Raw genomic sequence first — 22137 nt, forward strand, 5'->3', positions numbered from 1 at the left:
TAATTTTATAGACTATGCAGGTTACTTCATCCGTTAGAGAACCGTTAGTTACCGGTGGGAAAACCTACCATGACGTGACTCATGATGTGTCACGGCAGGTAGAGGGTAAGCCAAGTATTGCTTGGTTCCTTGCCTTTCTTACCTCAGCTGGTGTTCTTGCTCTGGGTTTTATTGCTCTTGCTGCCACCCTTTGGGAAGGGATAGGAATGTGGGGTCTGAATAAGACCATTGGCTGGGCCTGGGACATTACCAATTTCGTATGGTGGGTTGGTATTGGTCACGCAGGTACGCTGATTTCCGCTGTCCTTCTGCTTTTTAGACAAAAGTGGAGAACATCTATCAACCGAGCAGCAGAAGCCATGACCATTTTCGCTGTGATTTGTGCGGCGATGTTTCCCGTTATCCACATGGGTCGTCCTTGGCTTGGAGCATATTGGGCTTTGCCTCTGCCAAATACGTTCGGATCACTTTGGGTGAATTTTAACTCACCACTTCTTTGGGACGTTTTTGCGATTTCTACTTATTTCTCTGTTTCACTGGTTTTCTGGTACATTGGGTTGATACCTGATTTTGCTACTATCCGGGACAGAGCTACTGGTTTAAGAAAAACTATTTATGGTGCTCTATCCTTCGGGTGGGATGGAGCTGCGAAATCCTGGATGAGATATGAATCAGTTTCTTTGATTCTTGCCGGTTTGGCAACTCCTTTGGTTCTTTCTGTACACACCATTGTATCCTTTGACTTTGCAACTTCTGTGATTCCAGGATGGCACACCACCATCTTCCCTCCATATTTCGTAGCAGGGGCGATTTTCTCAGGCTTTGCCATGGTACTTACCCTGATGATTATCACGAGAAAAGTATTCAAACTTGAGGATTACATTACCATGGGACACATTGAACTGATGAATATTGTAATCATCATCACCGGTTCCATAGTTGGTATAGCCTACATCACCGAATTCTTTATCGCATGGTACTCTGGAGTAGAGGCTGAGCAATATGCTTTTATAAATAGAGCGACAGGTCCATATTGGTGGGCTTACTGGTCCATGATGACCTGTAATGTGATCTCGCCACAACTCTTCTGGATTAAAAAGATTAGAACTTCTATCATTGCGACATTCATTTTGTCATTGGTTGTAAACATAGGTATGTGGTTTGAGAGATTTGTAATTATCGTTACCTCATTACACAGAGATTACCTTCCATCATCTTGGGCTATGTTCTACCCGACCTGGGCTGATATAGGAGTATATCTTTTCACTTTCGGTTTGTTCTTTACTTTATTCTTCCTTTTTGCGAAGTTTTTCCCAGTGATCAATATGGCCGAGGTAAAATCAGTATTGAAGTCTTCATCTGAAAAAGTAGCCAAATAATTATGGAAAGAGATAAGCATTTTATTCTTGGAGTTTACGATGACGAAGACGTACTCCTACATGCTGTAAAGGATGTGAGATCCAGTGGAGTAAAAATCCATGAGGTTTATTCTCCATACCCTGTTCATGGATTGGATGAGGAACTTGGCTATAAGAGAAGTCGGCTTCCTATTGCAGCGTTTCTTTTTGGTTTGTTAGGAACTTCACTTGCATTGACCATGCAGTTCTATATGATGAAGTTTGACTGGCCTATGATCATTGGTGGAAAAGACTATGCGGCTTTCCCAGATTTCATTCCGGTGACCTTTGAAATGACTGTTCTACTTGCATCTTTCGGGATGGTGGGTGTATTCATGGTGACTTCTAATTTGAAGCCTTGGGCAAAGCCAAGAATCTTTGATTTGCGAAGCACAGATGATAAGCACATTATGGCTATCGATATTGCCAATAACAGCTCCATGGAGCAAGATAAAATTCGTGAAGTACTTCGGTCATCCGGAGCTTCTGAAGTGAATGATAAGAGTTTTGATGAGTAATACAGGTAAAATGAAATTTGCTATAAATTCAAAAATTTTAATCCCAGTCCTGGCTGCTGTTCTAATTTACGGATGTAAAGCAGAAGGGGATAATCAGGGGTTGGAGTATGCACCTCAGATGTATCACTCTGTACCTTACGAAGGTCTTACCCAGATCACTGATGAGAGTCAGGGAACCTGGTTGTCAACCAGAGAAGACGGTAAAGGGGAGTTTTTCAATAGTAATGTCCATAACCCTCACGGCATGAATATGCGTAAGCCTGTGGCTAATACTGTTCCGAGAAACAAACAAGGTTATCTTCCATATAGACTGGAAATGGATGAATTAGAAGAAGCAGCACTAACCAGAAACCCAGTTGAGCTCACAGATGAGGTGCTTAAGGACGGTGAAGCGCTTTATGAACAATATTGTAACGCCTGCCACGGTGCCAATGGAGAAGGGGATGGAAAAGCTGGGATGGTCATCGGAGGTGTAGCTAATCTTACAGGAGGTGCCTATGTCGGACTTCCTGAAGGTCATATTTTTCATGTGATTACCAAAGGTAAAGGAAGAATGGGAGCTCATGGTTCTCAGATTCCTCAAGAAAGCAGATGGAAAATTGTTCACTATGTGAAACAAGAAATTCAAGGTGGTGTGGGTGCTCAAACAGCAGAAACCACTGCCGAAGTAACTGAATCAGAAACCCCAGCTAATTAATCATGGCTCACGACGTACAGAATTATAACTTAGATCAAAAATTTGAGTTTACGCCGGCTCTCAAGAAGCCGATCATGACAGTTTTGGTCATTGGTGCTGTCCTTCTTGGAATAGGGATAGTAATGGCGATGATGGGTGGAGGCCATGAGGAAGCTGCTGGTGAAGCTGGAGGCCATGCTTTTCATTGGTATGAAAGAGTATTTGCTAACCTTTGGATCAACAATATTTATTTCGCCGGAATAGCCATAATTGGTGTCTTTTTCTTCGCGATACAATATGCAGCCCAGGCAGGGTGGTCCGCACCTATTATAAGGGTAATGCTTTCCTTAGGAAATTGGCTTCCATATGCCGCTATCTTGACCATCGTAACTTTCTTTGTTGCCAATCATGACTTGTTCCACTGGACGCATAGTTACCTATTTGACAAAAGCTCTCCAGAATATGATTCCATTATAGATGGTAAAGGAGCATTTTTCTATTGGCCGATGGAAAAGGGAACTTTCCCTGTTTTTTACATCGCCCGGATGGTAATATTCTTTGGATTCTGGGTTTTCTTCTTTAACAAACTTAAGTCCATGAGTTATGCAGAAGATGGAATTACAGATAATTCACAGTGGTTCAAAATCAGAAGTTGGTCGGCGTTCTTCATTATATTCTTTGCCGTTTCTTCTTCCATAGCTGCTTGGGACTGGGTAATGTCAATTGATACACACTGGTTTTCTACCTTATTTGGATGGTATGTGTTCTCAAGCTGGTTCGTAGCTGGACTTTCGGCTATGACTTTGTTGACCATTTTCCTTAAAGGTCTTGGTTACCTTGAAATGGTAAATGAGAACCACGTACACGATCTTGGAAAATTTGTTTTTGGATTTACTATTTTCTGGACTTACCTATGGTTCTCCCAGTTCTTGTTGATCTATTATGCTAATATTCCAGAGGAGTCTGTGTACTTCCTTGAGAGACTGTCTAGTGACGTGTATGGACCGTTTATATTTGTAAATATTCTAGTAAACTTTGTTCTTCCATTCCTTGTTTTGATGACAAGAGATTCAAAAAGACATGGAGTTTTCTTGAAGCTAGTATGTTCTCTTATCATAGCCGGACACTGGGTAGACTTCTTCTTGATGGTTCAACCAGGAACGCTAGGTCATAATGGAGGCGTAGGATTGATAGAGGTTGGTATGTTCCTATTGTATGGTTCAGTAGTGACGTTAGTTGTGTTAAGTGGGTTGTCCAAAGGAAATTTGATTCCCAAGAATCACCCGATGCTCGAGGAGAGCTATCATCATCATATTTAAATAAGTTAAAAGAAAGATATGTACGGATTTCTTATCGGAGTAGGGATTCTATTATTACTATCCATTATTTGGATGGTTTACAGAATCCAAACCTTGGTTTCTGTGGTGAAAGGGTCTGATAAAAAGATCGCTTCAAGCAGTAATAAGGTTAATGCATTGTTGTTCGTCCTATTTATGATAGGAGCAGGGGTACTTATGTTTTGGTATTCCATCAAGGAATTTGATAACTATCAGCTTCCTATAGCTTCTGAACATGGAGCAGTTACTGATAATCTTTTCTGGGTAACCATGGCTGTGACAGGTGTAATCTTTTTGATTACCCACGTTTTGCTTTTCTGGTTTCCATATAAGTATCAGTACAGCGAAAAAAGGAAAGCTAGTTTCTATCCTGACAACAATAAACTTGAAATTATTTGGACAACAGTTCCTGGGGTAGTTTTGGCCATTTTGGTATTCACTGGATGGATGGCTTGGTCTGATATCACTGCTCCGGCTCCAGAAAATGCTCACGTCGTTGAGATTATGGGTTATCAGTTTGCTTGGGAGGTTCGATATCCGGGTGCTGATAATGTATTAGGAGATTACGATTACAGATTGACAAGTGCCATCAATTCCCATGGAGTTGATTTCACGGATCTTAATTCTATTGATGATTTCCCATCTCCAGTTGTGGTAATACCTAAAGGCGAGCCTGTTCTCTTTAAAATTAGAGCAAGGGACGTATTGCATTCTGTTTTCGCACCTCATATGAGATTGAAAATGGATGCTGTTCCTGGAATGCCTACGAGATTTTGGTTTGTGCCAACAAAAACTACAGCTGAAATGAGAGCTGAGTTAGGTGATCCAGAATTTGAATTTGAAATCGCTTGTACAGAGATTTGCGGTAGGGGACACTTCTCAATGAAGAAGGTTATAGAGGTAGTAGAGCCAGCTGAGTACCAGGCATGGCTTGCAGAGCAAAAGTCTTTCATTCAGCAGAATCCAGCTTTGGCTGAGAATCTGCCAGCAGAATTGAAGGAAGTAGCGGAAATTCAATTAAGCGAACAGTAATTAACAAAAGCTAGATTATGGCAACAGCATCAATAGCTAATCATGATACGTCTCACGACTCTCACGAGCATGAGCATCATGATAATTTTGTAACAAAGTATATTTTCTCCACAGATCACAAGATGATCGGTAAGCAGTTTTTGGTTACCGGAATCTTTTGGGCTGTGATTGGAGGTTTCCTTTCCATCCTTTTTAGATTACAATTAGGTTTTCCTGAGATGGATCTTGAGTGGCTAAGGCCACTTTTAGGAGGTTGGATTGATGAGACTGGAAAATTAGATCCCACATTTTACTTGGCTCTTGTAACTATGCATGGTACCATTATGGTATTTTTTGTATTGACGGCAGGATTAAGTGGAACGTTCTCTAATTTCCTTATTCCTCTTCAAATTGGAGCAAGGGATATGGCTTCTGGTTTTATGAACATGCTTTCTTACTGGTTCTTCTTCCTGTCCAGTGTAATCATGTTCATTTCCTTGTTCATTCCAACAGGACCAGCTGGGGGAGGTTGGGTTGTTTATCCACCTTTATCAGCTCTTGAGCAAGCGATCCCAGGATCCGGACTTGGTATGACCCTATGGTTGATTGCAATGACATTCTTTATTGCTTCATCTCTTTTGGGAGGTATCAATTACATCACTACAGTAATTAATCTAAGGACGAAAGGGATGTCCTTCTCGAGACTTCCGTTAACAATTTGGGCATTCTTTCTTACTGCCGTTATTGGGCTTCTTTCATTCCCAGTACTATTCGCTGCGGCTTTGCTACTAGTTTTTGATAGAAGTTTCGGTACATCTTTCTACTTGTCTGACATTTATATTGGTGGAGAGGCTTTGCCAAATACAGGTGGTAGCCCGGTATTGTACCAGCACTTGTTCTGGTTCTTGGGGCACCCTGAGGTATATATTGTTCTTCTTCCAGCTTTAGGTATAACTTCAGAAATCATTGCCACTAATTCCAGGAAACCAATTTTCGGATACAAGGCAATGATTATTTCCATGCTAGGGATTACCATCTTGTCATTTATCGTATGGGCTCACCATATGTTCGTGTCAGGAATGAACCCATTCCTTGGCTCCATATTTATGTTCTTAACACTGATCATTGCTGTTCCATCGGCTGTAAAGGTGTTTAACTATCTGACTACACTTTGGAGGGGTAACCTTGTATTTACCCCAGGAATGCTATTCTCTATAGGTTTGGTCTCTTTCTTCATCTCTGGTGGATTAACAGGTATTTTCCTGGGTAATTCTGCGATTGATATTCAATTACATGATACTTACTTCGTAGTAGCTCACTTCCACCTCGTAATGGGTTCAGCTTCATTCTTTGGTCTGATGGCTGGGGTATATCACTGGTTCCCTAAGATGTTTGGAAGAATGATGGACGCAAGACTTGGCTATGTTCACTTCTGGGCAACCTTCGTTGGAGTTTATATGGTGTTCTTCCCGATGCATTACATTGGTATTGCAGGTTTCCCAAGGAGATATTACTCGTGGACAAACTTTGCTTTTTCCGATATGTATACAGATCTAAATATGTTTGTATCGGTTGCAGCGATCATCACATTCGGTGCTCAGTTTATCTTCTTGTTTAACTTCTTTTATAGCATGTATAGAGGAAGAAAGGCCAGCTTGAATCCATGGAGATCCAACACCCTTGAATGGACCACACCGCTTCATCCAGGGCACGGTAACTGGCCAGGAGAAATTCCAGCAGTTTACAGATGGCCTTATGATTATTCTAAGCCAGGTGCTGAAGAGGATTTTATTCCTCAGACTGTTCCATTGTCTGAGACACCTGAATCCAATTTACCGCATGAGCAAGAGCAAGTGAAAATTGAGCTTGAGATCATGAAGGACGAGGATGAGGTCCTGGTACCAAATGAATCAGAATCTTAATAAAAAATTGATCAGCTTTCGCCGTGTTAGTCTTTACACGGTGATTGCTGTCTTTTTCCTGATATGGGTCGGCGGGCTCGTTAGAAGTACGGGGTCAGGTATGGGGTGTCCAGATTGGCCAAAATGCTTTGGACAGGTGGTTCCTCCGACTAATGTGGATCAACTCCCCGACAACTATCAGGAAATTTATTTGGAGAAAAGACTGGCTAAAAACGAACGGTTTGTAGCTACTTTGAAAAGTTTAGGCTTGTCTGATACGGCAGACCAAATCGCTAATGACAAATCGATCCTTGTCGAAGAGGAATTCAATGCTACAAAAACGTGGATTGAATATGTGAATCGATTGATTGGAGTGGTTATTGGTCTACTGATAATTCTGACCGTTTGGAAATCTTTTCCGATGTGGAAAGTGGATAAAAGAATCACAATCGGAGCAATAGCCTCCCTAATTTTGGTTCTTTTCCAAGGTTGGATCGGATCCTTGGTTGTGTCCACTAATTTGATTCCTTGGATGATTACCTTCCACATGATTTTGGCTTTGCTTCTTGCAGGCTTATTGATTTGGATTTTCCATTTGGCTAACCGCCGAATGGGAAGAGAGTCTGTGAAAATGGATGTTCCCCGAAAAGTCGAATGGCTTTTGATTCTTGGAATTATTCTTATGCTGATTCAGATCGTATTGGGTACGCAGGTTAGAGAGCAGATTGATTCTGTGGCGACAAGTCTTGGTTATATGCTTAGAGATACCTGGGTTGAAAAATCTGGAAGGATATTTCTTGTGCACAGATCTTTCTCATTGAGCATATTTGGAGTACATCTGGTGTACTTTATCATGGCCTTTAAATACACATTGAGGAACTCCCAGATTAATTTCTGGTCTCAGGTTTTGATGGCATTTATAATAGTAGAAATAGCAACAGGTATGGGTATGGCATACTTTGGTATTCCTGCTTTTCTTCAGCCCTTTCACCTTGTGATTGGGTGTATGATTACTGGAGTTCAGGTTTTGCTTTATCTTCAATTAAGGGATACGAAGCAATTCAGTCTTAAGTAGAGAACTAATGAAAACAATGGATGTAGCCGGAAATTCGGCCATTGAATTTGTAAAGGTAAGGGCGAGAGCCTATATGGATTTAATCAAATTCCGTCTGTCGGCTTTGGTTACTTTCTCAGCTGTATTTGGATTTATCCTAGGCGATACTGCTGTGGCTTTTTCTTGGCCGCACTTTCTTGGTTTAGCACTTGGGGGGTTTCTAATAACTGGTGCTTCTGGAGCAGCAAATGAAATCCTTGAGCGAGATTTGGATAAGTTAATGAAGCGAACCCAAAATCGACCTTTACCACTAAAAATTATCTCCCTTTCAGAAGCTTATTTATTCACCAGCTTATTAGGGTTTTTGGGGATAGGAATCTTATGGATTTTTACAAACCCTCTCACCACCCTCTTAGGCATCCTGAGCATGGTATTGTACATTTTCGTGTACACCCCATTGAAGAGAGTCGGACCTATTGCTGTGTTTGTGGGAGCAATTCCGGGGGCAATGCCACCTTTACTTGGATGGACTGCAGCTACCGGATCTATTTCTTATGAGGCTCTGATTATTTTCGGTATCCAATTTATTTGGCAATTTCCTCATTTCTGGGCTATAGCATGGGTGAGTGATGAAGATTATCAGAGAGCTGGATTCAAACTTTTGCCTAGTGGTGGGAAGAAAGATTTGAATACGGCATTTCAAATTATGATTTACACCTTGTTTCTATTGCCGTTAGGTCTTTTGCCTACTTATTTCGGACTAACCGGATTAAATTCGGGAATAGTGGCTACAGTATGTGGAGTTCTTTTCCTTGCCCAAACCTTCTCATTAATGCGGGATGGTTCTAGGAAGTCTGCATTAAGGATCATGTTTGGATCATTCCTCTATCTACCAATAGTTCAGATTGCCTACTTAATTGACAAAATCCCATCCTGATGGAAAGAGAATTGAAATATGTCGATATGGTGGAGCAACCGATCTCCATGCATCCAAAGAAGTTTGCTCTTTGGTTGTTTATGGTAACGGTGGTAATGGTTTTTGCTGCATTGACTAGTGCCTATATTGTTCGTCAGTCGGAGGGAAATTGGCTAGAATATGATCTTCCCGAAATATTCTATTTTACTTCCGGGCTGGTAATAGTAAGTAGTTTTTTCCTTCAATGGGGATACTATTCGGCCAAGAAAGATAATCTAAAGTCTCTTAGGATAGCTATTTCTTTGTCGGTGCTTTTCGGAATCGCCTTTTTGGTGGGACAGTGGTATAGTTGGGTAGCCTTGGTGGATAGAGAGGTTTTCTTTGTAGGAAACCCTGCAGGATCATTCCTATATGTTTTTACAGGTTTGCATGCAATGCACCTGATAAGTGGTGTGATCTTCCTTATTATTGTATTAATTTCAACGTTCAGATATAAAGTCCATTCTCAATCTATGAATACCATGGAAATGGCCACCACATATTGGCACTTCCTTGGAGGACTTTGGTTATATTTGTTCATGTTTTTATTATTGAATCATTAATCTCAGTACTAATTAAACTCATATGTCTGCGCAATCAACCGCTATAGGTGTTAGCTCCAAAAGAGGAGTTTGGGGTGGTGGAAACGAACCCCTGAAAGCGAGCTATGGAAAACTCATGATGTGGTTTTTCCTGCTTTCTGATATTTTCACCTTTGCTGCTTTCCTTATTACTTATTTGGCCACAAGGGTTACTTATCCCGCTTATGCTGGTCCTGCTGATTCTTTTGTTGGCTCAAATCAATATTGGCCAATTCCAGAATTGGTCTTTGAAGCAGTTCCCTTTTTACATGGGGTTCATGCTCCACTAGTCTTTGTAGGGATCATGACCTTCATCTTGATTTCGAGTTCAGTGACTATGGTACTAGCTGTGGAAGCTGGTCATAGAAATGATCGAAATGATGTGGTAAAATGGATGCTTTGGACTATTGTAGGGGGAGCGACCTTCCTTGGCTGTCAAGCTTGGGAATGGAATCACTTCATCCATGGTACAGATGCAGGGTCGGTTTTAACTTATATTAATGGCCTAAATCAAGAAGTAACTGAAACAGTCTTTGGGGCTAATCTGGTGGTCAACGAGTATGGTCCAGCCACTTTTGCCCAGCTTTTCTTCTTCATTACAGGTTTCCACGGATTCCACGTAACGATCGGCGTAGTCCTTCTTTTTCTCTGCTTTTATCAAGCAGCTGTTGGAGTTTATGATAGAAGAGGTCATTACGAAATGGTTGAGAAGATTGGATTGTATTGGCACTTTGTAGACCTAGTATGGGTATTTGTATTTACATTATTCTATCTTATTTAAGCCTAAAATTTCAAGAAAATGGAAATTCAACAAAATAAATCAACATTAGAAGTTACTCCCAGAAATGATGAGAAGATCAAAAAGATCTGGAAAACTGCCGGGATACTTCTTGCCTTGACAATTGCGGAATTTATCATGGCTTTCACCATGGATAGAGGAATTCTACTATATGCTCTGTTTATAGCACTTACTATCTGGAAGGCCAAATATATCATGATGGAGTTTATGCACCTGGGAGATGAGGTGAAGCCCTTGTTCTATTCCATCATTGTCCCTTTGATCTTCCTTATCTGGTTACTTATTGCTCTCGCAAAAGAAGGGACAGATATCTTCAACATGCGTTGGTAGAATTATAAAAAATCCAAAAAAAGTAAGGTTGGGGGAATACTTCCAACCTTATTTTTTGTTACAACAATATGAAAGGATTAAGATTACTTCAGGGATTGGTTCTCGTGTGCATATTGCTCATCCCTGTGCTCATATTCACCTTCTTAAAAAGCTTTGGTACGAATGAGTATGACTTGCCGGTATACTTTGAAAAGGGGGTAGAAAACCCCTTTCAAGAGTGTCCTAATTCTGATACTACTCAACACTATATTCCTGAGTTCACATTTGTGAATCAGGAAGGTAACCCAACGGGTTCAGCAGATATGGAAGGCAAAATCACTATTGTGGATTTCTTCTTCACTTCCTGTCCAAGTATTTGTCCTGTGATGTCAAAAGAAATGGAAAGAGTGAATGATATGTTTCGTGAGGAGGAAAAAGTTCAGATCCTCTCCATTAGCATCGACCCCACTTATGACACACCTGAAATCCTGAAGGAATATGCAGATGATCACGGTGCGGAAGCTGGTAAATGGGATTTTCTTTCCGGAGATAAAGTCCAGACATATGAATTAGCCAGATGTGGCTTCGTTTTACCCACCATAGATGGGATGGGAGTTCCAGATGATTTTATTCACAGTGACAAGTTTATCCTGGTGGATGAATTAGGCCGAATTAGAGGGTATTATTCCGGAACAAACAGAGAGGATGTTGACTTATTAATGTTAGAGACTAAAGTGCTTTTACATGGAGCAGAATAAAATGGGAGTGTTAGCCGATGAGGCAAAGGTTAAGCCATGGATTATTGGATTATCAATTTTAATCCCCGTGGTCGTAGCAGTGCTGCTATTTATGCCGACCAAATTTGGTGAAGGAGCCCCATGGGTATACTTTCTTCCACATCTGAATGCGGTGATAAATTCAGCAGCGACGGTAGCTCTGATCACAGGTTTGATTTTTATTAAGAAGAAAGAAATTTCAAAGCACAAAGCAGCGATGAGTACTGCTTTCGGTCTAGGGGCTATATTCTTGGTGTCCTATGTTTTGTACCACGGAATGGCAGAAAGCACTTCCTTTGGAGGTGAGGGCTGGATTCGTCCAGTTTATTACTTTCTTTTAATTACCCATATCATACTCGCGGCAGTTGCATTGTTTCCTATTCTTTTCGCATATTATTATGGTCTGACTGACCAAAGAGAAAAGCATAGAAAAGTTGTTAAATTTGCATATCCGATTTGGCTGTATGTGACGGTAACTGGGGTGGTAGTGTATTTAATGATCAGCCCATATTACGTGAATTAAGAAAAAATAAAAGAGGAGGATAAGATGAAAAGGTTTGTGGCAATTGTTTTTGGATTAATTATTTCATTGGCTATTCAGTTCAATGCCAATGCACAGTGTGCAATGTGTAGAGCGTCGGTGGAAAATAATGTAAGCAATGGAGAAACCACGATAGGAGCGGGGCTGAATAATGGGATTCTATATCTCTTTATCATGCCTTATTTGATGGCTATGATCATAGGATTCTTTTGGTATCGCTCAGCAAAGCGTAAAAAAGCAAGGTTATCTTTACGGTAATCTTATCGAAAGCAAAGTTTGAATCATGACTTTGCTTTTTTTATTTTTAACCTAAATGACGCAAGTATCCCGGCGCTGGATTTTTCTGGCAAGCGTACTCTCTATTCTCCTTTTACTGATTCTGTATTTCTTCTTTTTTCCAAAAAATGAAGAGACTGTAGCTTACGAAGATTTACAAAAAAAGATATCGGTGATTGATGCCCAGCTGGATCAGGATTTCATCAATATTTTGATGAGTGCGAGGCCTGAGGATTCGGTTACTTTTGAGACCATCACCAGAATCAATTCAGAGTATCCATACTTTTTGCTAAATGATGAAAATGAGGTCCTTTTCTGGTCCGATTTCTCTTTTAGTCTGGACTTTGAGCTTTTGGACAAAACTGAACCTTATCAGCTTGCGGAAGACCCTTTCGGTACATTTCTTCTCAGGTCCCGCCAGATCACTAGAAATGAAAAGCAATATTGGCTTATTCATGCCGTACGATTGATTTACCCTGGAAGTGTGCGTAATGATTATTTGATCACAGGTGCTAATCCAGAAATTTTTGGAAATGAAGAATTTGAGCTTTTTGGAGACCCTGAAGAAGGAAGTTTCACCATAAACAATGGCAAGGGTGATCCTATCTTTAGTGTTGATTTTTTGTTTGGGTATCAGCCTGCAGGTCGCTTCTCTAATACGCCAGTACTATTATTTTTCTTTTCTGTTCTTCTGCTCTATACCATTTTGAGCTACGATTTTATAGCCAAGGTCTGGAGAAGTGGAAAGCAATGGAGGGCCATATCATACAGCTTTCTGACTATTTTCGTATTTCGATTTATCATGCTTTTACTGGATTTTCCAGAGGCTTTTTTTAGAATCGAACTCTTTGATCCGATTTATTACGCTTCCTCGTGGCTAAATCCCAGTTTGGGAGACTTATGGATTAATTCAATCTGTTTTGCATTGATTTTTTCATTGATCCTGCTAAAAATCACCACTCATGATATGCATGAGCGAATGAGGATGTTTACCTCTAAGAATGAACAAATAGTCATTCTTCTAATCTGTTTGGCAATCAGCTCAACCTTCTTGTATTTGCTCTGGGATATCCCTGCAGATATTCTTTTAAATTCTCAATGGGCCCTTGACATCCAAAATTTCCCAGCTATGGACTGGTTTCAGTTCATAAGCTATCTCATTTTATTTCTTTGGGGTGCGTTGTACGTTTTGATCACCATAGCACTCTGTAGCCTGCTGGCCTCCATGAGCCGAGATTGGATACAATTCGCTAAATGGGTGGGGATAATGGGTTTTCCGGTTCTGGGAGTCCTTTTATATTTTCAGTTTTGGGCCTCATTGGCCTGGGCCGTGCACCTGATTTTCTTCACACTAGTATTTCGATATCAGCTTTACAAGAATGTATTCAAACTTGGGCTTGATACTTTTTATACGTTCTTTTTTGCAGCTATCATAGCTGCCGTAGTTTCTGGATTAAGTACTAGAAATACAAAGCAAGATCAGCTCCTTGAGTCAAAAGTTAGGTTTACAGACCAAAATCTGATCGAGAACGATGTGATCACAGAGTATTTTCTTGATGAGGTGATGCAGAGGATTAAAGGCGATCTGTTTATCCAGAACCGCCTTGCGGACCCACTTCTGGCAAAAGAGCCCATTGAAACTAAGATCAGGAAGATTTATCTGGATAATTATTTTGATCAATTCGAGGTAGTCATTTCCATTTATTCATCCTCGGGAAGGAAAATTTTGGGGCCGGCTTCCACTGGCTCTCTCAGTGGGGTAAGAAACCGTGTAGTAAAAAGTGACTATGCGACTGATGTAAGAGGCTTATTTTTTATCAGGGGAGATTCACCTATAGAAGGAAATCAATTTATATCTTTTGTTCCGGTCACAAAGGATGGAAATGCTGTAGGTACGATAGTTTTAGAACTACAGAAAATGAATATCCAGCCATCCAGTGTCTACCCAAAGCTCCTGCTGGATGAAAATTTCACCGAAAAGCTGGATCCTACACAATACAACTATGGAATATTTGTGGAGAAGGAGTTGGTTTCAAGTGTTGGAAATTTTAATTATTCTAGTGACCGATTCCTACCCGTTTTGGATAATCCAAATTTGGTAAATGAGGGAGTAGCTGAGGGAAGATTTCATCATCTGGGGATAAAGGATGGTGCCCGTCTTATTGTTATTTCCTCACCGTCCATTTCCCCAGCAGAGTTTGCAGGGAACATATCTCTTTATTTTGTGATTTTTGTATCCCTTACTTTTATCTCGATCCTGATTAATTCATTGATCAAGGGGTATAAAAACTTTGTGTTTAACTATTCCACTAAGCTTCAATTGTACCTCAATTTTGCCTTCTTCTTTCCCATTTTGATTATTAGTATCATCACTCTGGGACTTTTGGCAAATAGCTACCGAGAGGATCTTGACAGGCAATACTTGCAAAAAGCAGAATTGATAAGAGGGAATTTGACCAGTACCATTTCTAGTTTGGGGATGGAAGGTTCTACTCAAAATTCAATTGATGAAGAACTGACTTACCTGGCCAATACCACGGGAAGTGAATTAAATTTATATAGTTCCGAGGGTGAACTATTCTCGACAAACCGACCCAATATCTTTGAAAAAAGGATTCTCTCCAGGTTCATAAATCCGGCTGCAATCGCTGCCATCCGTGAAAATAACCTCAACCAATTTCTTACAGATGAAAGCCTCGGAAACCTGAAGTATAAGTCTGTTTACCTTCCAATATTAACAGGGCCAAGGCAGGAACTTATGGGCATTCTGGCAGTGCCGTTTTTCGAATCTGAGGCTGAATTAAATAAGCTTGTTGCCGATGTACTGAGTAATATTTTCAATGCGTTTGTTGTGATTTTTATCGCGTTTTTGATCATTTCATACTTTGTATCAAAGAATCTTACTTTCCCTTTCAAGCTGCTGACACAAAAGCTCAAAACCACAAACCTGGAGAACAATGAGCCGATGATTTGGAACGCTCGGGATGAAATAGGAATGCTGGTAAATGAGTACAACAACATGCTTTTTAAGCTTGAGCAAAGTAAGAAAGTGCTCGCATCCACCGAGAAAGAATCCGCTTGGAAGGAAATGGCAAAACAGGTGGCCCATGAGATTAAAAATCCTCTTACCCCTATGAAACTTACTCTTCAACATTTGATGAGGTTGGATTGGCAGGGACAGGAAGACGAAAAAGAGCGTCTGAAAAAATCCCTGAATACCCTTATTCATCAGGTGGATGCCCTAAGTGGAATAGCCTCCTCGTTTTCCACTTTTGCCAAGATGCCGCTGCCGAAAAATGAGTTGATGAATTTCAAGACCGTGGTGACAAAAGTTCTCGAACTTTACTCCAATGATGATCGGGTAGATCTTCGATTCAAGGATGACTCTTACACAGATGACATTCCGATCATGGGTGATGATAAACTCTTTGGGCGTGTGATCACTAACCTAATCATCAATGGAATTCAATCAGTAGAAGAAGGTATTGTTCCTGTAATCAAAGTTTGGCTCTGGCTCAGTGATTCTGCTGTCTTTTTAGAGATAAGCGATAATGGAAAAGGAATCCCTCCTGAACTTAGGGAAAAGATCTTTATACCAAATTTCAGTACAAAAACTCAGGGATCGGGGCTTGGTCTTGCTATCGCAAAAAGTGGGGTTGAAACGGCTGGTGGTAAAATTTGGTTTGAAACTGAAACGGAAAAGGGAACCACATTTTACCTCACCTTCCCCATAGTTCAATAGGCTGGATTTAATTACCTTAGAATCCAAGGCTGGTTTATAATATGCGATTTCTCGCAAGTTTATGTGTGTTTTTGTTTTTCCTGATTAGCCAAGTTCAGGGACAAGAGAAGTGTCGTTGGGTACCTCAGGGTGACTTGCTTCAGGGAATCCAAGTCGATTCACTCTCTGCTGTTGAAGAGAGCATAAGACTGACTGACGCTAATGGTAAATCTTTTGACTTTATTTTTTCACTTGAGGGAAACTCCATCTCTGTACCAAATTCCGATCAAACGCTTCCAGATTCTCTAAGGTTGTGCTACCGTACTTTCCGTATGAATTTTGGTGCTCCACTGGCGAGAAGAACTCTTTCAGCAAATTATGATTCCATGGCAGTTTTCAGAGATAATCGTGAAGCAAAACAGGAGGTCTTTGATTTTTCAGAGGAGATTTTTCCTGCTACAAACCTGTACAAAACAGGTAGCTTGACCAGAGGAATTTCTTTTGGAAACACCCAAAATGTTTTTGTGAATTCAGCTCTAAATCTTCAGCTGGAAGGAGCCATTTCGGATCAGTTGAATATCCGAGCTAGTATAACGGATCAAAATGTCCCTTTTCAGCCAGAAGGAAATACTCAGCAAATTCAGGATTTTGATAATGTTCTGATTGAGCTTTACAGTGATAAATTCAGCCTAGCTGCTGGCGATGTGGTCCTTCAGCAAAGAAAGTCAGAGTTTCTAAGGTATTATAAAAATGTACAGGGCTTACAGTTTACGTCTAAATATAAACTATCAGACTCTTGGAGTGCCAGCAGCCAGGCTTTTGCTTCGATTGCGAAGGGTAAATTTGCCTCGATTCAACTTCCAATCATAGAGGGAGTTCTTGGCCCCTATCTGATCAATGGCCCTGAGAATGAACAGTTCGTAATCATCATGGCAAATTCAGAGCGGGTCTTTTTGGATGGAAAGCAACTCAAGCGGGGATTTAATGAAGACTACGTTATTGACTACAATCAGGCGGAGATCACCTTTACTCCGAGAGTTTTGATCACTGAATACTCAAGAGTGAGGATAGATTTTGAATACGCGGAACGTAATTATAGCAGATCAATAATCGGAGCTAATCACAGCCAAACCAATGGAAATGTGGAGGTCTATATGAACTACTATCAGGAGTCGGATAATAGAAGTAGACCTCTTTTTTCTGATTTTAGCCAAGAGGAATTGGCATTATTGGCAAGTGTAGGTGATCAAACTGAACTGGCCCGAATTCCACGGATTGATAGCGTGGCCTTTGATCCCAATAGGATCCTTTATGAAAAAATCACCGAAATAGATGGGGATGGAAATACTTTGGTGTATTACCAATATTCTGTTGATCCAGAAGTGGCTAAGTATGATTTGTCCTTCTCTCAGGTGGGTCAGGGAAGAGGAGACTACATACGCCAAACCCAACTGGCCAATGGAACGGTCTATGAATATGTTCCTCGAATAGGAGGTTCTCCTCAAGGCAATTATTCCATTTTGACTCAACTTCCGGCTCCAGACAGTAAGAGAATGATTACGGCTGGTTCAAGAGTTAAACTTGGGGAGAAAGAATCAGCGTATACCGAGCTCGCTCTGTCCTCCGTGGATGAGAACCTATTTTCAACAATTGACGATGAGGATAACCAGGGCTTAGCTTGGAAGCTGGGTATTCAAAGCCAAGACAGAAAACTGCGTTTACTCCCAAAGTACCGCGTAAATACTGATGCTGAATTTGAGTTGAATTCTACTAATTTCAGTTTCATCGATCGTTTCAGATATATAGAATTCGATCGGGATTGGGGACTATCTCAAGAGTCATTGGAAAGTGCAGCAGCGGAGAGATTGTTTAAGGCTAATATTCATCTTCATAAAGACATTAAGAATGAGTTTAAATATGGTATTTATCTGAGGAATAGGAGAGATGTGCTTCAGGGCACTCAGCATTTCGGAACCTGGAGACTCAATCTTGGTGAAAGGCTCCAATTCGATCAGGATTTCTTTGCCTTGAATAGTGACCAAGGTTCCCTAAAATCTGATTGGATAAGGTATACTGGAAGGGCAAGCTATTCCTCTAAAGTTTTCGTTCCTGGGTATCAGTTCTCCTTGGATCAAAATGCTCTGAGAAGTGCTGAAACGGATTCTGTTTTAAGTACGGCCATGAACTTTAAGGAACATCTGGTATTTCTAAAAAGCAATGATTTTTTGGATTATCAATTCCAGGTAGATGCAGCTTGGAGAGAGGATCGAGCTCCTTTTGCTGGGAAGTTTGAAAATGATACAGAAGCTTTCACTAGTAATTTTACCTTCAGGAAACAGTGGAAAAATCATAATCTTCGAAGTAGTTTCACCTATAGAGAGCTAAGGTATATTTTTAGAGATTTACCCACCGAGACGACCGTGATGGGTAAATTGGACTATCAAGGGAGTCTGGGAAAAAATCTGGTCCGAAATGACATTAGCTATGCAATTGGAAATGGTAGGGAGCTACAGCGTGAGTTCGTTTATATCCTTGCCCCAAACGGAGATGGCACACATACCTGGAGGGATGATAATGGGGATGGAATTCAGCAATTGAATGAGTTTTACCTGGCCATAAACCCCGAAGAAAAGGAGTACATCAAGATCTTTGTCCCTACAGACACTTACGTTCAAGCTTACACCAGTCTTTTGAATTACAGGTTCCAGGCCAGGTTTCCGGACTCGTGGAAAGGTGAAGGGGGAGTTCGAGGTTTTCTCCAGAAATTTTCAAATACAAGCAGCCTCAGCGTAGAGAAAAAAGTGACTTCAGACAATTTTGGAGATAGAATCAATCCTTTCATCGGTGGGATCAGCAGAGAAGAAATTTTGCGGCTTAGACAGGTTATTCGCTCGAGCTTCTTCTTTAATCGCGCTTCCGCAAAGTATGGTTTTGATCTATCCCTTTTCGATAGCCAGTTTAAGCAATTACTTTCAGGGGGATTTGAGGATTTGATTCAAAAGGATTGGAAATTAAACCTCAGATATAATTTCGATGCTATCGCAACATTAAGATTAATCGGATCCACGGGAATAAAATCCTCAGCATCTGATTTTTTGGAGAATAGGAATTATACGATTGACCAATATATGTTAGGTCCTGAATTAGCCTGGCAGCCAAGTCCTTATTTCAGATCGACTGCTAGATATTCTTTTTCCAATAAAGAAAATATCGAGAACGTCGAATTCAACGAAAGGGCTCAGACGCATAAAATTGGAATTGATTTAAGATATGCCAAGGCGATTAAAACCACTTTGACTGGGGATTTACAACTTATTTTAATTGATTACAATGGAGTGGCAAATTCTCCCGTTGGATATGAAATGCTTCAGGCTCTGACCCCTGGCACCAACATCACTTGGACTTTGAATTGGCTTCAGAAAATCGGGGAAGGATTACAACTGAATGTGGTTTATGAAGGCCGTAATTCTGAAGGTTTGGATAGAGTGGTACATGTCGGTCGTATGCAGGTTTCGGCTTTATTTTGACAAAAAAATGTAACTTTGTCTCCATTAGATAGTTGTCATACTAACTATTAATTCACCTGCAAATAATGTCAAAATCTATCTTGGTCACAGGGGGTACAAAAGGGATCGGAAAAGCCATTTTGGAGCGATTCGGTAAAGAAGGGTTTGATCTCATCACCTGTGCTAGAAATGAAAAAGACCTGAAATCCTTACATGCTGAACTATCCGAAAAATTTTCTGATTGCAGCGTCACCTCGATCAGAGCGGACCTCTCTAAGAAAGAGGAAGTATTGTCTTTTGCAGAGCAGGTGAAAGCAAAAGGGATTCCTGATGTTTTGGTGAACAATACAGGTGTCTTTTTGCCAGGGGCAATTCATGACGAGCCAGAAGGAAATTTTGAATTGATGATGAATACGAATCTGTATTCGGCCTATTACCTAATCCGAGCTTTTTCAAAAGATATGATAGAAAGAAAAGCAGGTTACATTTTTAGTATAGGATCAATCGCCGGTCTCACGGCTTATCCAAATGGTGGAAGCTATGCTATTTCAAAATGGGCCATGCTTGGAATGACCAAATGCCTAAGAGAAGAACTCAAACCATACAATGTTAAAGTGACCTCCATTTTGCCGGGGGCAACCTACACTGCTAGCTGGGCGGGAGTTGATATACCCGAAGAACGATTCATGAAGGCGGAGGATGTGGCAGAAAGTGTTTGGGCAGCTTATAACCTTTCCCCACAATCGGTAGTTGAGGAAATAACCATCAGACCACAATTAGGAGACTTATAATATGGAATCCACTCAGCAGACTTCAATGACTTATTGCGATAGCCTCACCAAATACTCTAGGAGGAAGACTATTCCCGTGCAGATTGGGGATGTGGTGATAGGAGGGAATAATCACATAGTGGTCCAATCCATGACGACTGTGGATACCATGGATACGGAAGGTTCCATTGAGCAATGTATCCGGATGATAGATGCAGGTTGTGAATTAGTGAGAATTACCGCTCCAAGTATTAAGGAGGCTGAAAATCTTAGAAATATTAAGGAAGGGCTTCGCAAAAGAGGATATAAAACTCCACTCGTGGCCGATATCCACTTTACCCCAAATGCTGCAGAGATCGCAGCTAAAATTGTGGAGAAAGTTCGGGTAAATCCTGGCAATTACGCTGATAAAAAGAAATTTGAGACCATAGAGTATACAGATGAAAGCTATCAGGAAGAGCTTGATAGAATTCGTGAGCGCTTTCTTCCTTTGGTCAGAATTTGTAAGGAACATGGTACTGCTATGAGAATTGGGACCAACCATGGTTCTCTTTCAGATAGAATCATGAGTCGATATGGTGATACACCATTAGGAATGGTTGAATCTGCCCTTGAATTTTTGAGGATATGTGAAGAGGAAGATTATCATCAGGTGGTAATTTCCATGAAATCCTCGAATACCCAAGTAATGGTACAGGCTTACCGGCTTTTGGTCCAAAAGCTGGATGAAGGCGGGTTTAAACCATACCCTTTGCATTTGGGTGTGACTGAGGCCGGAGAGGCTGAAGATGGTAGGATAAAATCCGCTGTAGGAATTGGAACACTCCTTGAAGACGGGCTGGGGGACACTGTGCGTGTTTCTCTGACTGAAGACCCAGAATTCGAAGCACCGGTAGCTCAAGCTTTGATCGACCGATATACCAACCGTCTTGGGCATCCAGCCATACCTGATTTAGATCATTACCCCATTCATCCTTTTGATCATGAAAAAAGGAAGACCTCTGAGGTGTTTAATTTTGGAGACCATAATGTCCCCAGAGTTATTACAGATATCTCCAAAATAAAAGATATTACTCCAAAAGAAATGAAGGCAGTGGGTCACTTCTATCTACCCGAATTGGACAAGTGGAAGATGAATGATCTCGGATGTGATTTTGTATACTCTGGTAGAAATCCTATTCCTTTTATGCTTCCGAATGGAATGAAAGAAATTCAAGATGGGGATATTTGGGCCGCGCAATCAGATCAGCTGAACAAGTTTCCTCTGTTTACCTTAGACTCTTTCTCTTCTATCGAAGCTAGACATAGAGAGTTGAATTTTCTTGAAATTTCGGATCAAGATATTGATGCGGCTATTCCTTTGGTACAAAAAGAATCCAACTTGGTACTAATCCTGAAAACTTCAAATTCTCATACTATGCCTGCTTTAAGGAGAGCAATGGTAAGTTTGATTGATGCGGAAAGTCAGGTGCCGGTGGTGTTCAAAGTGAGCTACCCGGATCAGACCTCAGATCAAACCATGCTCTATGCAGCTACCGATGTGGGTGGACTATTAATTGACGGTCTGGGGGATGGAGTTTTCATTTCGTTGGAAAAGGAAAAGTCTCATAGCCGAGAAGAGACTTTGGAACAAATCAAGCTTCATAATGTCACTGGTTTCGGAGTGCTTCAGGCTGCACGGACCAGAATGTCTAAGACAGAATATATTTCCTGCCCATCTTGTGGCAGAACCTTATTCGATCTTCAGGAAACTACAGCCATGATCCGAAAAAGAACCGACCACTTGAAAGGTGTGAAGATTGGGATCATGGGGTGCATCGTGAATGGACCAGGTGAAATGGCAGATGCTGACTACGGATACGTAGGTTCAGGAAAAGGAAAAATAACATTATACAAGGGCAAAGAGGTAATGAAACGTGGTGTTCCATCGGAGCATGCTGTGGATGAGCTGATTCAAATCATCCGCGAAGACGGAATGTGGACAGAACCAGAAGTTCATGCCTAGAATT

At 40.9% G+C, this 22137-nt stretch carries 18 protein-coding genes; all 18 read left to right on the plus strand.

The window, feature by feature from the left end:
* Positions 1-14: 14 nt before the first annotated feature.
* On the plus strand, positions 15-1379 hold the full coding sequence (nrfD, locus tag QVH07_RS16130) for an NrfD/PsrC family molybdoenzyme membrane anchor subunit (RefSeq protein ID WP_290002441.1): 1365 nt from the start codon (positions 15-17) through the stop codon (positions 1377-1379).
* Between the two features lie 2 nt (positions 1380-1381).
* Positions 1382-1915 carry a DUF3341 domain-containing protein gene (locus tag QVH07_RS16135; protein WP_290002442.1) on the plus strand — a complete coding sequence of 178 codons (534 nt, stop codon included), beginning with the start codon at positions 1382-1384 and terminating at the stop codon, positions 1913-1915.
* A gap of 10 nt (positions 1916-1925) precedes the next feature.
* Positions 1926-2612 carry a c-type cytochrome gene (locus QVH07_RS16140; protein WP_290002445.1) on the plus strand — a complete coding sequence of 229 codons (687 nt, stop codon included), beginning with the start codon at positions 1926-1928 and terminating at the stop codon, positions 2610-2612.
* A gap of 2 nt (positions 2613-2614) precedes the next feature.
* The gene (locus QVH07_RS16145; protein WP_290002447.1) at positions 2615-3910 is read left to right on the plus strand and encodes a quinol:cytochrome C oxidoreductase; all 1296 of its coding nucleotides are present in this window, start codon (positions 2615-2617) and stop codon (positions 3908-3910) included.
* An 18-nt stretch (positions 3911-3928) separates the two neighbouring features.
* The gene (locus QVH07_RS16150) at positions 3929-4960 is read left to right on the plus strand and encodes a cytochrome c oxidase subunit II (RefSeq protein WP_290002450.1); all 1032 of its coding nucleotides are present in this window, start codon (positions 3929-3931) and stop codon (positions 4958-4960) included.
* A 17-nt stretch (positions 4961-4977) separates the two neighbouring features.
* Positions 4978-6861: a cytochrome c oxidase subunit I gene (locus tag QVH07_RS16155; protein WP_290002453.1), complete on the plus strand. Its 1884-nt coding sequence runs from the start codon at positions 4978-4980 to the stop codon at positions 6859-6861.
* Positions 6845-7915: a COX15/CtaA family protein gene (locus tag QVH07_RS16160; protein WP_290002455.1), complete on the plus strand. Its 1071-nt coding sequence runs from the start codon at positions 6845-6847 to the stop codon at positions 7913-7915. Before QVH07_RS16155 ends, QVH07_RS16160 begins: the two co-directional genes overlap by 17 nt.
* 16 nt (positions 7916-7931) lie before the next feature.
* Positions 7932-8831: a heme o synthase gene (cyoE, locus tag QVH07_RS16165; protein ID WP_435367068.1), complete on the plus strand. Its 900-nt coding sequence runs from the start codon at positions 7932-7934 to the stop codon at positions 8829-8831.
* The gene (locus QVH07_RS16170; protein WP_290002461.1) at positions 8831-9412 is read left to right on the plus strand and encodes a cytochrome c oxidase subunit 3; all 582 of its coding nucleotides are present in this window, start codon (positions 8831-8833) and stop codon (positions 9410-9412) included. The genes cyoE and QVH07_RS16170 overlap by 1 nt, the downstream gene beginning before the upstream one ends.
* Before the next feature lie 22 nt (positions 9413-9434).
* On the plus strand, positions 9435-10211 hold the full coding sequence (locus QVH07_RS16175) for a cytochrome c oxidase subunit 3 (protein ID WP_290002463.1): 777 nt from the start codon (positions 9435-9437) through the stop codon (positions 10209-10211).
* Positions 10212-10229: 18 nt separating this feature from the next.
* Positions 10230-10559 (plus strand): cytochrome C oxidase subunit IV family protein, encoded by a 330-nt coding sequence (locus tag QVH07_RS16180; protein WP_290002466.1) that lies wholly within the window; start codon positions 10230-10232, stop codon positions 10557-10559.
* A 68-nt stretch (positions 10560-10627) separates the two neighbouring features.
* The gene (locus tag QVH07_RS16185; protein ID WP_290002468.1) at positions 10628-11296 is read left to right on the plus strand and encodes an SCO family protein; all 669 of its coding nucleotides are present in this window, start codon (positions 10628-10630) and stop codon (positions 11294-11296) included.
* Positions 11283-11837 (plus strand): DUF420 domain-containing protein, encoded by a 555-nt coding sequence (locus QVH07_RS16190; RefSeq protein ID WP_290002471.1) that lies wholly within the window; start codon positions 11283-11285, stop codon positions 11835-11837. Before QVH07_RS16185 ends, QVH07_RS16190 begins: the two co-directional genes overlap by 14 nt.
* A gap of 24 nt (positions 11838-11861) precedes the next feature.
* A complete protein-coding gene (locus QVH07_RS16195; RefSeq protein ID WP_290002474.1) occupies positions 11862-12113 on the plus strand; it encodes a hypothetical protein in 252 nt (83 codons plus the stop codon).
* 55 nt (positions 12114-12168) lie between these two features.
* Positions 12169-15873 carry a sensor histidine kinase gene (locus QVH07_RS16200; RefSeq protein WP_290002475.1) on the plus strand — a complete coding sequence of 1235 codons (3705 nt, stop codon included), beginning with the start codon at positions 12169-12171 and terminating at the stop codon, positions 15871-15873.
* Between the two features lie 41 nt (positions 15874-15914).
* Positions 15915-19379 carry a DUF8818 domain-containing protein gene (locus QVH07_RS16205; RefSeq protein WP_290002480.1) on the plus strand — a complete coding sequence of 1155 codons (3465 nt, stop codon included), beginning with the start codon at positions 15915-15917 and terminating at the stop codon, positions 19377-19379.
* A gap of 65 nt (positions 19380-19444) precedes the next feature.
* A complete protein-coding gene (locus QVH07_RS16210) occupies positions 19445-20149 on the plus strand; it encodes an SDR family oxidoreductase (protein ID WP_290002482.1) in 705 nt (234 codons plus the stop codon).
* A gap of 1 nt (position 20150) precedes the next feature.
* Positions 20151-22133, plus strand: a complete 1983-nt coding sequence (gene ispG / locus QVH07_RS16215; protein ID WP_290002488.1) for a (E)-4-hydroxy-3-methylbut-2-enyl-diphosphate synthase — start codon at positions 20151-20153, stop codon at positions 22131-22133.
* Positions 22134-22137: the final 4 nt, after the last annotated feature.

The sequence above is a fragment of the Algoriphagus sediminis genome (genome assembly GCF_030403435.1).
GTDB classification, from domain to species: Bacteria; Bacteroidota; Bacteroidia; order Cytophagales; family Cyclobacteriaceae; genus Algoriphagus; species Algoriphagus sediminis.